The sequence below is a fragment of the Paraglaciecola sp. genome (assembly GCF_039964565.1).
Taxonomy (GTDB): domain Bacteria; phylum Pseudomonadota; class Gammaproteobacteria; order Enterobacterales; family Alteromonadaceae; genus Paraglaciecola.
In genome coordinates, this window is the sequence record NZ_JBDVXF010000011.1 from 35,433 (window position 1) to 50,101 (window position 14,669).

10 protein-coding genes and 5 tRNA genes are annotated in these 14,669 nt (G+C 40.2%); 5 read left to right on the forward strand and 10 right to left on the reverse strand.

The features are described from left to right. Positions 1–54 precede the first annotated feature (54 nt). On the reverse strand, positions 55–444 hold the full coding sequence (locus tag ABJK37_RS05760) for an STAS/SEC14 domain-containing protein (protein ID WP_348351035.1): 390 nt from the start codon (positions 442–444) through the stop codon (positions 55–57). Between the two features lie 133 nt (positions 445–577). Then, on the reverse strand, positions 578–958 hold the full coding sequence (locus tag ABJK37_RS05765) for a VOC family protein (protein WP_348351037.1): 381 nt from the start codon (positions 956–958) through the stop codon (positions 578–580). A 233-nt stretch (positions 959–1,191) separates the two neighbouring features. On the opposite strand from ABJK37_RS05765, the gene ABJK37_RS05770 reads away from it, so the two are divergent. Continuing rightward, complete coding sequence (locus ABJK37_RS05770) at positions 1,192–2,568, forward strand: hypothetical protein (protein WP_348351039.1); 1,377 nt, start codon at positions 1,192–1,194, stop codon at positions 2,566–2,568. Positions 2,569–2,862: 294 nt separating this feature from the next. On the opposite strand, the gene ABJK37_RS05775 is transcribed toward ABJK37_RS05770, so the two are convergent. The 7 genes from ABJK37_RS05775 to ABJK37_RS05805 form a co-directional block, all read right to left on the reverse strand. After that, positions 2,863–4,503 (reverse strand): methyl-accepting chemotaxis protein, encoded by a 1,641-nt coding sequence (locus tag ABJK37_RS05775; RefSeq protein ID WP_348351041.1) that lies wholly within the window; start codon positions 4,501–4,503, stop codon positions 2,863–2,865. Positions 4,504–4,968: 465 nt separating this feature from the next. After that, a tRNA-Glu gene (locus ABJK37_RS05780) sits at positions 4,969–5,044 on the reverse strand. 338 nt (positions 5,045–5,382) lie between these two features. Beyond that, a tRNA-Glu gene (locus ABJK37_RS05785) sits at positions 5,383–5,458 on the reverse strand. Positions 5,459–5,649: 191 nt separating this feature from the next. After that, a tRNA-Ala gene (locus ABJK37_RS05790) sits at positions 5,650–5,725 on the reverse strand. A gap of 102 nt (positions 5,726–5,827) precedes the next feature. Then, positions 5,828–7,237: a glutamate--tRNA ligase gene (gltX, locus tag ABJK37_RS05795; RefSeq protein WP_348351042.1), complete on the reverse strand. Its 1,410-nt coding sequence runs from the start codon at positions 7,235–7,237 to the stop codon at positions 5,828–5,830. Positions 7,238–7,425: 188 nt separating this feature from the next. Then, complete coding sequence (locus tag ABJK37_RS05800; protein ID WP_348351044.1) at positions 7,426–8,805, reverse strand: DUF1501 domain-containing protein; 1,380 nt, start codon at positions 8,803–8,805, stop codon at positions 7,426–7,428. 10 nt (positions 8,806–8,815) lie between these two features. Further along, a complete protein-coding gene (locus tag ABJK37_RS05805; protein ID WP_348351046.1) occupies positions 8,816–10,483 on the reverse strand; it encodes a DUF1800 domain-containing protein in 1,668 nt (555 codons plus the stop codon). A gap of 301 nt (positions 10,484–10,784) precedes the next feature. Between ABJK37_RS05805 and ABJK37_RS05810 the strand changes: the two genes are divergently transcribed. Both ABJK37_RS05810 and ABJK37_RS05815 read left to right on the forward strand, forming a co-directional pair. Continuing rightward, positions 10,785–10,860 (forward strand) — tRNA-Val (locus tag ABJK37_RS05810). 120 nt (positions 10,861–10,980) lie between these two features. Beyond that, positions 10,981–11,056, forward strand: a tRNA-Val gene (locus ABJK37_RS05815). 97 nt (positions 11,057–11,153) lie between these two features. On the opposite strand, the gene ABJK37_RS05820 is transcribed toward ABJK37_RS05815, so the two are convergent. Further along, positions 11,154–11,588, reverse strand: coding sequence for a hypothetical protein (locus ABJK37_RS05820; RefSeq protein ID WP_348351048.1), 435 nt, complete (start codon positions 11,586–11,588; stop codon positions 11,154–11,156). Between the two features lie 184 nt (positions 11,589–11,772). Between ABJK37_RS05820 and ABJK37_RS05825 the strand changes: the two genes are divergently transcribed. Next, positions 11,773–12,654: an NAD(P)H-binding protein gene (locus ABJK37_RS05825; RefSeq protein WP_348351050.1), complete on the forward strand. Its 882-nt coding sequence runs from the start codon at positions 11,773–11,775 to the stop codon at positions 12,652–12,654. A gap of 306 nt (positions 12,655–12,960) precedes the next feature. Continuing rightward, positions 12,961–14,580: a response regulator gene (locus tag ABJK37_RS05830; protein ID WP_348351052.1), complete on the forward strand. Its 1,620-nt coding sequence runs from the start codon at positions 12,961–12,963 to the stop codon at positions 14,578–14,580. Positions 14,581–14,669 lie beyond the last annotated feature (89 nt).

A 14,669-nucleotide genomic window follows, 5' to 3' on the forward strand; every position in this document is an offset into this window, starting at 1 on the left:
TGCGAGGAAGGGGATTGTAAATTGCTTAAACGGCTTTGGCTCAGCTGCAGTAGCTCAGCTATATGATTCATTAAGCCAAGTAATGGCTTCTCTTTCGTTATCAAAATATTTTAACTCTCCAGAAATAAACCAACTGCCAATTTTCGCCGCTAATTTTTGCCATTTTCTATTTCCGCAAATCGCCACTTTCGCAAATTGGCTACCATGTTTTAAGCCTATTTTGAAATCATCCCAGACCGCCCTTACTTCCCATCCTTGCAATTCTGTGGCATCAAAAAGGGCATTAACTCTGGGTTGCTTGACTTCCGCCAAGGCAGAATCAATCATGGGTGTAATTATTTCATAATCTTTATGGGTTAAGGTTCCTTGGGCTTTCAAAGACAGAAAAAATTCATTACCTGTTCTTTCAATTCCAATAGATAAACCATGTCGTTGAAATTGCATACTGTTATTTCCTATTGGTTTTTCTTTTCGCTTTTAATAGTTTTTGTTTAGGGGTTTGCTAACGCAAATTCAATACTTACTATAAAATTACTTTAATAATGACTTGGCAGCAATAGACGCTCGGTCAAAAGATTTACTCGGTTGTAGGCGGTTCCCACAATTCAATTTTATTGCCTTCAGGATCCATAACCCAAGCGAATTTTCCATATTCAGACTCTTCAGTTTTTTCCAACACTTGGCATTGTTCGGCTCTGAGAGTTTCTAATAGTGCAAACAAATCGGATACCCTATAATTAACCATAAACGACGCTTCACTTGGTGCAAAGTTACCACCGTCACCAATCATCCAGGCAGTTGTCCCTGCCGTGGGGTTACCACTACTGTCCACCCAACGAAAGGATGTGCCTCCCCATGCTTGAACATCTATGCCCAGATGCTCCTTGTACCATTGCTGTAATTTCTCAGGATTTTTTGCTTTTATAAAAATACCGCCAATCCCTGTGACTCTGCTCATTGTTATCTCCTTAGGCGAATGTATTGATGAACGCTTTCACATTGTATAGCATGCTATTTAGACAATACTCAAAGTATTTATTGCAAAGAGTGTGTTTTTAAACTCGCAGTGGTGATACCTAATAAAACGAGACTTTGGGTAATCAGATGCCCCTTCAATTAAAATTTCAGGCATAATTAAAGAACTTTTTCACTATGGAGTCGTAAAATAACCGCAAGGAGAACAAAGTATTAGTGAATAAAATTAAGCTCACCCAAGATGAGAATCTTTCTATAAAAGTTAGTTATCCATTATTGCCTAGCGATCAGCAAAGGTTCGACCTATATTTCTCGTTACCCGATGAAATGGGCATTAGCCCTAAGACCCTAGCTGAAGAACATTACTTTCATAGTAGTATACAGAGTCACAGTGCTTATTATTCAGACCAACTTCATTTACCCTTAGTCCGTAGTCGCTTTATTAGTCAGAAAAAGGGGGAACAGAGTGATTATCGGCTAAACCTCAACCTGTTTTCCTATCAAATTCGCATCGCCCTAGATACCGATATAAAACAAACTTTGAAATTAAAAGAATGTGAGGAGTTTTATCCGCGAGCAATCGAGCTGGCGGAACAAATAACAGGATTATTAAAAAAACTCAGAAGATATACGCCTCCAGATAGGAAGCTCAGGGCATATTTTGAAAATGCCGATAATTACCTCAGTTGGCAGGTGGAGCAGTCATTCTTAAAGCTGCTATCTAGGGCGCCCAAAAGTAGTGAATTTACGAGTGAAAGAAACTTCCTAAAAACCTTATGTCGAAATGAAAACCAATACCGAGAAGAAAACCAATATAATTCGCAAGTCACCTTAGGTGATCCTAATCGCATCACTAACAAGATGCGCTTACTACAACGATTAATAGAGTATGGTGTAGTATTCCAAAAACAAGTTAAAAACCTCAATACCAATTTAAACCGGTTTGTACGTGGCACTGTCACTGCGGTGATTATGGCATTTGTAATGTTGCTGGTACTAAATGCTCGTACTAATTTTACTGAAGTGACAATTGCTTTAATCGCCATGTTAGGGGTTATCTATGGTTTACGGGAAATATTTAAGGACGACATTACCCGAATCATTTGGCGCCGAATTCAAAAAGGTTTACCAAAATGGAAGATTATTTACCGTCACAGTGTGAATAAAAACCGAATAGCTAGTCAAACTATTTGGCTAGAATACATTCGTAATAAAGATCTGCCACAACAAGTAGATCAATTATTTCAAACTAGACGACAACAAAATAAACAAGCAGCACAATTACTGCATTTTCGCAGCGATACTAAAGTCAATGCAAAAGGCTTTTTACCCGGTTACGAGGCCATACAACAACGATTCTATTTTAATTTAACTCCCTTTATTCGATTCTTAAAAAGAGGGGAAGGCCGTTTATATTCACTCGAAAACGGTAAAATAACCAAACAAGCGGTAGAGCGTCGTTACCAAATTAACGTGGTCTTGATGCATACAGATAAGCAAAACCAGCAACAAAGTCAACGCTTCAAAATCACCCTAAATCGCTCCAACATTATTAATATTGAAGCGATACAAACTGAAGAAGATAAAATTTAACAGCTCCTTATTTACGTCGAAAGTGAGTCTTTTTTCACTGCGTCAACAATTGATCGCTCAGCGAGATTTAAAATCACCTAATCAAGGCGCTCGAATGAAGCAATAGTTATTCTATTGTAAGTTCGAGCAACGCAGAGTAGGTGCTTTTAAACCTCGCCCAAAGGGAGAACACCAGCGACTTTCACTCTTCGTTCTAGCCCTTTGAAAGGGTGTAGCCATTCCTGCAGGACTACGCCTCGATTGAAAGTCGCTGGTGTTCTCTGAGTGACTAATTGTTAAGATGAATTGGTATTATTAAACCTTAAAACGTCCCACGTTGCTATTTAGGTCTTTGGCTAAATGCGAAATGTTAGTCGATACCGCACTGGTCTGAACAGTGACTTCATTGCTATCGTTAGACAACCCATTGAGTAAAGCAATAGTTCTATTAATATCATCCACTACTTCACTTTGCTCCTCTGTTGCGGCTGCAATTTGAATAATTATACCGGTAGTTTCAACAACCGAGTCGTTTACCAATTTTAGTGAGTCATTCAGTCGTTGCGACATTTTTACTACATCTTCAACCTGGGCAGAACCGGTTGTAATAGCATTCACCGCTTCGTCTACACCTTGCTCCAAACCGCCGATCATTTTCTGAATGTCTTCAGTCGATTTTTGTGTACGACTAGCGAGAGTTCTTACTTCATCTGCAACCACAGCAAAACCACGGCCATATTCCCCCGCTCTTGCAGCCTCTATCGCTGCATTTAGGGCTAATAAATTAGTCTGATCAGCAATTGAGCGGATAACATCTAGTACCTGTACTATTTGATTTGACTCTGTCGCGAGTTTCCCAATAACTTCTTTGGCAAACAATATCGCATCAGACAGTCGTTCAATATTGATTGCGGTTTCACCCACGATCTCAGTAGACATAGCCGTGTTATGTTTCACCGTTTCGGTTTCACTTTGAGCGGTTTGGGCACTACGTGCAATTTCATGAATGGCCTGCCCCATTTGCGTCATTGCATCTGAAATTTGATGTAAGTTAATTGCCTGATCTTCTGAAATCGTTTGATTCTTTTTGGTCGAACCATTTAGGTCTTCTACAGCATTATCAAGTGTTACAGCATCTTTTTTAATTGCGATAATTAAATTTTGTAACTTTGACATAAGCCCATTAAAGGTATCCGCGAGCGTCGCTAACTCATCTTTACCTTTAGCATTTAGCCGAGAGCGTAAATCTCCTTCCCCATCACTTATGGTTTTAATCACGTCATTTAATTCGAACACCCGAGTTGTAACTAGTTTAGGGCCTACAACAACGCTTACCACACACACAATTAGTGATAGAGCAATTAACGTAAGTAGAACAAGCTGTTTAAAACGACTTGATTCTTTAGCTTCTAGTGTTAGCTTATCGGCTATTGATTTGGCTTTGCTCCCCATCAAATCGTAATCTGTTCTGAGTAATTCAAAAGCGTCCAATACTTGGTTACTACCATATTCCGTAGCTTCTTTTATGTTTCCAGCATCCGCTAATCTAAATACTTCCAACGCTTTAGAACGCCACGCTTCATAGTGCGTTTCAAATGATGAAATAGACTGCTCTACTTCAGGGTAATCCCTTAACAGGGCTCTAGCACTATTCATACGGTCTAAGGCTTGTTTCGCATTTTCATTAAAATTATCGATTTCAATTCTAGTATCTTGATTGCCAAGGCTTACTTTAAGTAAATAATTTTGACTTGCTGTCAACGCTTGGTATAAATCCCGATCTGCATTTAAAGCAGCTTCAATAGAATTAAGAAAGGTATCTGAAAGGCGATCAACATTATCGGTCATTTTATTATTAGACCAAAGGCTGAGGATACTGATTAAAATTAACATTAATGTGATTGATAACAATGGAATGGCGAATTTAGCACGGATGGAAAAATCGTTGATTGACACGAATAACCCCTTTGATGAACTTTATATAACTATATATAACTATCGGCGTTATATGTTTAAGCTTGACTAAAATATACACACCTTTGAAGTCAACCGTGAAGTATAAACATTTGTTTTTAAAAATTTTTATTGACCAACCACAGTGCTTCTCTATTTGGTATAAGCTATTAACCGCAATTTTGCAAAGGGATATCAAATATGAGAATGAAGAACACTCTCTTTACTCTTTGATCTTATACCAACCCGGATTGGTATTACCCTTTACGTTCTTCGACTTTTTTACTTACGGTGTCCCCAAAGAGAGTGCAAAATACATATAGGTATTTGCCGCCAGCGGCCTTGCTCTAGCACGTTCAAACATATTCCGACATTTTGTCGGACCCCATAGGTTCTCATTCACTTAATTGATCAGTATTTTTTAAAGCAATAAAAAAGCCGCTTAATTGCTTAAGCGGCTTTGATATTTGGCGTCCCCAAGGGGATTCGAACCCCTGTTACCGCCGTGAAAGGGCGGTGTCCTAGGCCTCTAGACGATGGGGACAGAAACTTTGCATATCGAAATATACTTCGATATATTTTTGTAATACGAAGCGAACTTGCGAACCAAGCGCCTAATCCTACAAAAACCAACTTCCATCAAACTATATATTAACTGGCCTAGGTGGTAGTTAATAATCCTTGTTTTAATACTTGAGTTAAATCTTTTAACTCAATAAAAATGGCGTCCCCAAGGGGATTATAAAACACGTCCTGTATTTTACCGCTTCGCGGCCGTGCTAAAGCACGTTCAAATTCGTTCCAGACGAATTTGTCGAACCTTAGGGGTTCTCACCCCTTGAGTACACATTACCTTATGTAATACTCATCAGTTCTTCTAAATGGCGTCCCCAAGGGGATTCGAACCCCTGTTACCGCCGTGAAAGGGCGGTGTCCTAGGCCTCTAGACGATGGGGACAACAATTTTGTTTATCAAAACATTGCTTTGATAAATTGTTGTTAGAAGAAGTAAACCTGCAAATTGAGCGGCATTAACTTTTCCAAACAACTAAAATATTGTCTCAAATAAATAAAAACTGTTCGTTTCTAATTACCTGTCTTATCTTACTATCTACTGGCCTAGGTGGTAGTAGATACTCCTTGATTTTTTGGTGGAGCCAGGCGGGATCGAACCGCCGACCTCTTGCGTGCCACGCAAGCGCTCTCCCAGCTGAGCTATGGCCCCAAACTCATTAAATAAGCTTGCGCTTTTACCCAACAAGTAGGTGTCGTTCCGTGACAGCGGGGCGCATTCTAGGCATCTGCTCTTTTCATGTCAACGATTTTTTCAGGAATTTTCTCTGTTTGCTATAAATTCGAGCGCTTTGTTTATACGTTGTTCAATTTGAGCAGGTTTTAGCAAATTCAAAGTTGAATCTAATGATGGCGAATTACCTGCTCCTGTGACCGCAACACGTAATGGCATGCCTACTTTACCCATACCTATCTCTAACTCTTCAGCAGTTTGGTTAATCGCGTTATGAATAGACTCAGTATTCCACTCTGTTATTGCTGATAATTTACTCTGTACAAGTAACAAAGCCTCTTTCGCAACAGGACGTAAATGTTTTTTAGCGGCTTTTTCATCAAACGCATCATACTCTTGATAGAAATAACCACTGATTTCGGCTAATTCTTTAAGCGTCTTAACGCGATCTGCCTGAACAGCGATCACCTCTTCCAACGCAGGACCATTGCTTAAATCAATCCCTTGTTGAGCGAAATGCCATTTAGCATGTTCAGCCACTTCTGTGGCAGGCAGAGTCTTAATGTAGTGTTGATTTAACCAAATAAGTTTATCGGTATTAAATGCAGAGGCTGACTGACCTATTGCATCTAAAGAAAACAACTCAATCATTTCTTCTAACGAGAAAATTTCCTGATCGCCGTGTGACCAACCAAGACGCACTAAATAATTTAGCAAAGCTTGAGGTAAATAACCGTCATCTCTGAATTCCATTACACCTACTGCATTGGTGCGTTTTGAGAGTTTTTTACCATCGTCACCTAAAATCATAGATACATGAGCGTATTCAGGGATAGGAGCGCCTAAAGCAAGTAATATGTTAATTTGACGTGGAGTATTGTTGATATGGTCTTCACCACGCACTACGTGGCTGATCCCCATATCCCAGTCATCGACTACTACGCAAAAGTTATAAGTCGGAGTTCCATCTGTTCGACGAATAATTAAATCATCGAGTTCACTGTTCGCAATTTCAATATCCCCACGAATATGGTCTTTAATTACCACACTACCGGCTTGCGGAGTTTTAAAACGAATTGCATAGGGTTGGTCTTGAGGATGATCAGTACGATCTCTCCACGTGCCTGGGTAACGAGGTTTTTCACCTTTTGCCATTTGTGCTTCACGAATAGCGTCTAATTCAGACGCAGACATGAAACATTTATAGGCTTTACCCTCATTTAATAATTGGTCTATCAAAAGATTGTATCGGTCAAAACGTTGGGTTTGGTAAAAAGGCCCTTCGTCCCAGTCTAAGCCTAACCATTGCATACCTTCAAGAATGGCATCAATTGCAGCTTGAGTAGAGCGTTCAATATCAGTGTCTTCAATACGTAAGACAAATTTTCCGCCTTTACTTTTAGCGTATAACCAAGAGTAAAGCGCAGTGCGTGCACCACCAACATGAAGGTAACCTGTGGGGCTAGGAGCGAAACGAGTAACAGTTGTCATGAATATAAATAGCCTGATCTAAAAATTGGCGGCATTTTATCAGCCAATTAAAGGAATATATACCCAAAACACGTCAAAATAGAAGATTCGATCCGTGGTAAATCTATTTAGATAAGTGCGAATATTTGCGACCTGTGAAACAATTTGCACGCATTCTGCCAATTGAAAAACACCCATTAGAAATGCAGCTAAAAGAAATCTAAATTGCTCATATCAAAACGACTTAAATTTGGAAATACCGCGTTTAATTCAGTTTCGCTCAATCCAAACCAACGGGATAAACTGGCTGCGTATTGGTCAACAGATAAGGTGGGAATTATCCTGCCATCTCCTAGATCATCATCGGAACCCAACTCTAGGGATGGCATTGTGCCATATAACTCACGACCATTAATCGCTCCCCCCATAATGAGCTGGTGCCCTCCCCAACCATGATCTGTACCGTCACCATTACTGGTTAAGGTACGCCCAAAATCAGACATCGTAAAAGTAGTAACTTGCTCGGATAAGCCTAATTCGTCTATGTTTGCCTGAAAAGCACTGAGAGCCTCACTCAACGACTGCAGTAACCTAGGATGGGACGTTGCTTGATTGTCATGAGTATCCCAACCTCCAAGGCCTACGTAGAATATTTGCCGTTGTTGTCCTAGTTGTTCATGCACGCTTGCAAGGTTAGCTACCATTTTCAGTTGCTCAGCCAATGAATTATTCGCGGGATATTGAATTTGTGTCGCGACTGCCTGCTCAAGTGCAGCGGAGATTAAGGCATTATTAGTCGCCGCGCTCAGCAATACGTTTTTAAATCCCTGCTCCAATAAATGAGGGGTGTTATTGAGCAACTTCTGAAATGCCGCTACCCGTTGCGAATTCCAGTCTTTAGTGCCATCGAGTCCAGCAAATTGCTCTGGACCTCCTGAATTTAGCGAAAAAGGAGAACTATTAGCACCAGTTTGCAGCAAATTTATTCCATCAATAGACAAGTTAACGGGCAAGCCTACTTGAGTGTCAGTAATTAACTCAGCCATTCTACCTGCCCATCCGCTAAAAGCAGGGTTTTGAGGTTTCGCGCTTTGCCAATGATTTTGTTGATCATTATGAGAAAACAACTGTGGTGGCAATAACGCTCTATCTTGTATTGCTTGCGCCTTAGTGAGCGGTTGCATCAATGGGCCGGTATTGGTCACTACCGCTAGTTTACTTTGTTGAAATAAAGAGTGTGCCGCGCTCATTGCAGCTGGCATACCCACCGCATAAGGTTGCGGGCTATTGGGGTTGATGGGCAATAATGACTCCTGGGAATACGCTAAACCTTGCCTCACCTGCTGATAAATTTGATACTCATAGTCATCAGTGGGAACCAACATGTTCAGGGAATCATTTCCTCCGTATAAAAATACACAAACTAGCGCTTTGTAATCGTCAAACCTGGTCGTTGAATTTGCAAGGGCAGCATTTGCTAAAGAAAAATTTAATCCCACGCCTGATGCAGAGGTAATACCCGCAATAGAGGCTAGAGATTTTTGCAAGAATGACCTTCGGGGCAGATTAACGAGAGTGTTATGTTTCATTGAATGCTCCTCACTTTTGCACAGAATATTGGGGTGAGTTCATGATTAAGAATACTAAATCAGCGACTCTTTCCGCGGGTTGCGCATTTACAGTTTCGTTATGCATTTCCGACAGTATTTCACGCATTTCAGCTGTCATACCACCGGCCATCAATAGGATATTTAATCGTTCCAATAAATCATCAGTCTCATTCACTAGGGCCACTTCCTCACTAAAGTCGACTATCACCTGCTCAGAATCGCCATTAGGTAAATGACTCCACAACGCCGAATATGCAAAAAAGTTACTGGTGCGAATCGCGTAATTTTCGGTGGTTATCTGAAACTCTGGTGCAACTAGCCCTTGCTCGGTAATAACGCCTGGTGGAGAAAAACTGGGAGAAAAGAAATTAAATACCGAAGGCGCCGCTAACGGGGCCTGCTTGAAAAAATAATCTGGGTAACCTTGTTGAAATCTATCACTAGGTGAATATGCCCTAAATGCACGCCATAAGTGGGTCGCCTTTAGAATCGGCTCTCGTAACTTTCCAAATACATTAGGGTGCTTAACATGACCATTTTGGGCTTCATCGTCCATCAAAATACCTTTGACAACGGCTCCCAAGTCACCGCGTTGGCCTATGCCGTTGTCATTAAAGATAGCACTGACTCTAGCGACATACTCAGCGCTAGGGTTGCTTGTAACTAGTCTTTGAATAAGCTGCTTACTGATAAAAGGAGCAACGTTATCGTGCATAAAAATATTGTCTAAAGCCTGAGTTAAATCCAGCTCTGCACTTTGATTAGCGGGCAATATCACATCATTTAACAATGTTTTGGTACCAATATCATGACGTGCTTGCACCGCTTGCATAGGATTCAGCGCGTCATAATTATCCCACCAATGCCACCAAGTTTGCTCAGTAGTGCCATTAAAGTTCCACCCCGTAAATACATGTGCAAACCCCTCTATCGTCGATTGATCGTATGTAGAAATGTGACTTCCCGCTTCATCCACCTTAACCGTGCCATCTAAGTTTAATTCAACTAAACCAATGCTAAACAGTTGCATGACTTCTCTAGCGTAGTTTTCGTCGGGTCTTATGTTACGTTCACTATTTGGTTTTTCATTACCCAACATACTGAGATACATGCCCATCATCGGTGACAGTGTTACCTCTTCTAACAACTCGCGATAATTTCCGAATGCATGCTTAGCCAACAAATCGTAATAATTAGCAATACCAACATACTCTTCAAAAAAATTACTGTTTTCCGAAATCACAAAAATTTCGCTTAATGCAAAGGCTACACGCTGTCGCAACTGGTCTTCTCCGCGCAGCGTGTTTTGCCACCAGGCTTCAATACGATGCATCCGAGATAATTCATCTTCTGTAGAGAAAGTGGATTGCAACTCAGTTAAATAGTCGACTTGAGAACTCAAAGGCAACTCCATTTGCCAATCTATCCATTGCTCCCTTCCCAGTTCGACAACTTTCTCAATGGATTCTTCTGAAGGCCCAAACGAAGCCTGATTTAAAAGCCGTGCAGCGTCTTTCATACGAGCATCTAAATCTACAGTTGGTGTGGGTGCTTCAATGACCAAATCGGGGGGCTCAGACGAACTATTATTCGCACCTCCTCCACAGGACGATGCAACTAACATTAGAAAAACGATAACAATGGTATGTCTATACATGGTCGACTCACCCCCTAGTTGATATTCGAAGTATAGGCTAACTTCGTACTGTTTTTCAGGGCCAACTCTACTACCTAAAAAATTATCAGATAGCACTTGGTTACAATTATGCTCACATTCTACCCACTAATTTAAAGATATTGCTTGGTTTTTACGCACTCAGACATTATTTTTCATTTAGATGTTGACAGTCGAAAGTCCATACCTATAATAGCGCTCCACTTACTAGCCACGGCTACTAGGTTGAAGAAAAAGTTGTTGGGAGAGACAAGTACGTACTAGTCATCTCAAAATGACATTTGGTCGCTTAGCTCAGTTGGGAGAGCATCGCCCTTACAAGGCGAGGGTCACTGGTTCAAGCCCAGTAGCGACCACCACATTTTTAGAGTTTGGTAAAGGTTAACTCTCTGATTCAAGTCCTTCGGACCGGATCACAGTAAAGACCACCAAATTTTAGTTATCAAGATTAGATGTCTTTATAACATGTCACAGTTTACGGTCGCTTAGCTCAGTTGGGAGAGCATCGCCCTTACAAGGCGAGGGTCACTGGTTCAAGCCCAGTAGCGACCACCACTTTCAAATTTCAACAACGTTCATTTGTAACTAACCGAATTGTATTCGATGTCGAATACATCGAGACCTCAAACGTTAGTTCATGCACTCAGTACAATTACACTTTCTCATATGCGTCGATTTTTTGGCTAGACAAACATTCAATTTGTTTCAACTCATAACTCGGTACTAGCCAATTTACTCCAACAATATTCTCCGGGTTAACCCGTACCATAAGACAAATCGAAGAATGGCGCGAAACACTGAGCGTCAACTGATTAGCCACATCCGCATGAGCTTTTACCCTGAACTCTTGTAAACCTTCAGGCACTGAAAACACTGTGTATTGTTTAGTAGCTAACTTGTTATAATATTTATTATCCCAACCAACGTAGGCATAACTTAAGCTGCCTTGTAATGCACTATCTCGATAAATCGTTACTGTTACAGGGTGCAAACTCGAGTTAGGTTGTGTTGGTTCGATACTTGTACAACCAGCTAGACATGTCACAAATACCATGCCGTAAATCATCGCACTGCGTATTGAATTCATTTCTCATTACCTTCTAATAAAATTGATATTTAAAACAAGTTGAATTGCAGCAAGGTAAACCAGTGGTGAAATGTAGCCGAAAATCGAAACACACACTTTTATAGATAAACGCCACCATAATTTCACCCTAAGTTGACTCAGCGTGATTTAGATTTCTCATATAGACCTCGGGGGAGTGAATGTAATGAGAAAAATCGCAATTTTTGGCGCTAGTGGCTATTTAGGAAAATGTATTGTGCGTGCAGCAATGAATAAAGGTGTAGCTGTTGTCGCATTTGTTCGCGATATTGAGAGGTTTCAACAAGGAGAATTTGCGGATGTTGAAACACGCTCTGTCTGTTTCAATAGTGATAGTCCACTAAGGGGTAAACTCGATGACTGCTACGCCATTATTTCTACTTTAGGGATCACCAAACAAAAAGATGGTCTGTCATATGACGAGGTTGACTATAAAATTAACGCTCGCATTTTACGTGAGGCAGAAATAACCGACATCGAAAGATTCATGTTTGTCTCGGTATATAAAGGTGATACTTTTAAAGATGTCGCTTTATGCAAAGCCAAAGAGCGCTTCGTTAGAGAATTGTGTGATTCGACAGTTCCGTCTGTAATTATTCGTCCAACTGGCTTTTACTCTGACATGCTTGATTTTTTAAAGATGGCGAAAAGTGGCAAAGTGCATTTATTTGGAAGTGGAGAGCAAAAGCTCAATCCTATTTCTGGAGACGATCTCGCAATTGAAATGCTAAAAATTTTGCAAAATGACCGTGGGTTTAAATCTAATCAGTCAATCAATATCGGTGGTCCAAAAACCTTTTCTCATCATCAAATAGCCAAATTAGCTTTTTTAGCATTGAAGCGCCCTATTAAAATAAAGACACACCCAGATTGGTTACGGAAACTCTCCCTTTTGTTAGGTCGCTTTTTCATTCCGAAAAAACTTTTTGGACCTTATGAATTTTTTCTCACCGCAATGGGTGAAGACATGAATACTGATGAGTATGGTACTCAAAGTTTGTATGTTTTTTTCAAACAAGAAGCACTCAGACTTGAAAACCGAACATGACAAAATTGATGTATTAGTTAAACCGTCTACCACACTTAAGACGCTTTTGAGCAAGTCGTCGCTATTTTTGTTAATAAACTCGCATATCTAGACCCTGCGAATAACAATTCTGGCAACACTGACCTTGTTAACCACGCGCATCTCCCAATCTTGTATTTAGACAGTTGCCCAATCTAGCAACTATCCAAGATGGTGGCTCTGAATCTTAGATATTACCCTATCAATTAAGATTTTCTTTTGTTTTAGCCTTATTATTTCAATATTAAATACGATAACCTCTAAGAACGTTCGCAATACCGGTAACCAATGAATTCACAATTAGCTAAAAACACCAAAGTACTAATCGTAGATGATCAAGCCTTGGCTAAGGGATACATGAAATATTCTTTAGAGGAGTTGGGGTTTAGCGATATTACCTATGTGGATAAAATCAACCTTGCATTAACCACGTTGAGAAGTCAGAAATTTGATTTGATCATTTGCTCTTATAACGTAAAACACGAGCAAGACGGCTACTATTTTTACGATGAAATTAAAACCAATGGAGAGCTACCGCTCAGTACCGCTTTCGTGTTTATTAGCGCAGATACCAATTCTGATTTAGTGCAAAGCATAATTGAATTACAACCCGACGATTTTTTGGCTAAGCCTTTTACTGTAAGAGATTTAGACCGCAGATTGAGCCGCGTATTAGCCCGCAAAAAAGCCTTGCACGGAGTCTATTTATGCATTGATAAGAATCAATATGCACAGGCTCTATCTGAGGTCGAATTGTTTTTAGGCGATCCCAAACATTCAGAGTTTTTCCCTTTAGCTTTGAAAATTAAAGGTGAAATGCTCACCGCCTGCGGCCACTTTAAGATGGCTAAAGACTTTTATTTAGCTATCTTAAAAGTTCAAACCTTTACCTGGGCGCAATTGGGTTTAGTGAACAGTTATTTGCACCTTGATGAAGATGAATCTGCAGAAAAGTTAGTTTTGAGGTTAGCATTTAAACCCGACTCGCAGCTCGCTGCCTATGATTTACTTACAGCCTTACAAATCAAACAGAACGATTTTGATACCGCTCTTGAGAGCGTCATGATGGCCACCGAAATTTCTCCTAGAAGTATACGAAGACACAAGACGGCCTTAGACCTTTCTCGCATTACCCATGATTATGAAACTCAATTTGAAGCGGCAAAAAAGATCGTCAGATTTGCTAAAAATTCAATTCATGATATGCCTGAAAATTATTTAAATGTAGCAAGGGCCGGCATCGACTATGCCATGACAACTGACGCCTCGGATACAGATAAACTCATCAAACAAGCTAATGAGTACATTAGGCAACTAAGACAGGCTTTTCCTAAAGCCGATATCCAAGAGCAAATGAAAGTCGTTAACGCTCGACTATTGTATCTTGAAGACGAAAAAGATAATGCTTTATCCTTGCTCAACAAATTGGATGAAGACAGTTGGGAACATGAAGGAATTGATGCTTTATTAGACAAAGCTAAAATTTTTCATGATGTGGGATTGTTCGAACGTTCACAGGCCGTATTGGAACAAATCGAAGACCGTTGTAGTGATAATTCCGACCAAAGTGAAATCTTCTTGCAATACATTACCCAAGAAAAACACGAAAAATCTACCATTAAAACTAGTTCAAAAGATCTCAATAATACCGCTGTCGGTTATTTTCACAAAGGTGACATCGACAATGCCCTAGAGGTGTTTACACAAGCCTTTACAATTATGCCCAAAAACGCATCTATTGCGCTCAATTTGTTGCAAGCTATTTCATCTAAAGCGGCAAAGTTAGGCACCACACCGGTATCAGATTCTGTACTTAAAAAGTGTATTAAAACAATCGAAAATGGTAAGTTGAATGATGTGCAGCAAGAAAGGTATCACAAGATCCGTACGACATTGGACGCTTTATAAAAAGCAATTTGAACTACGGCTTATGGATATCGATAGATACTATTAGTTGGTCCAGAAGCCAGCCATCTAATTGAAAGATATCCGTTTAA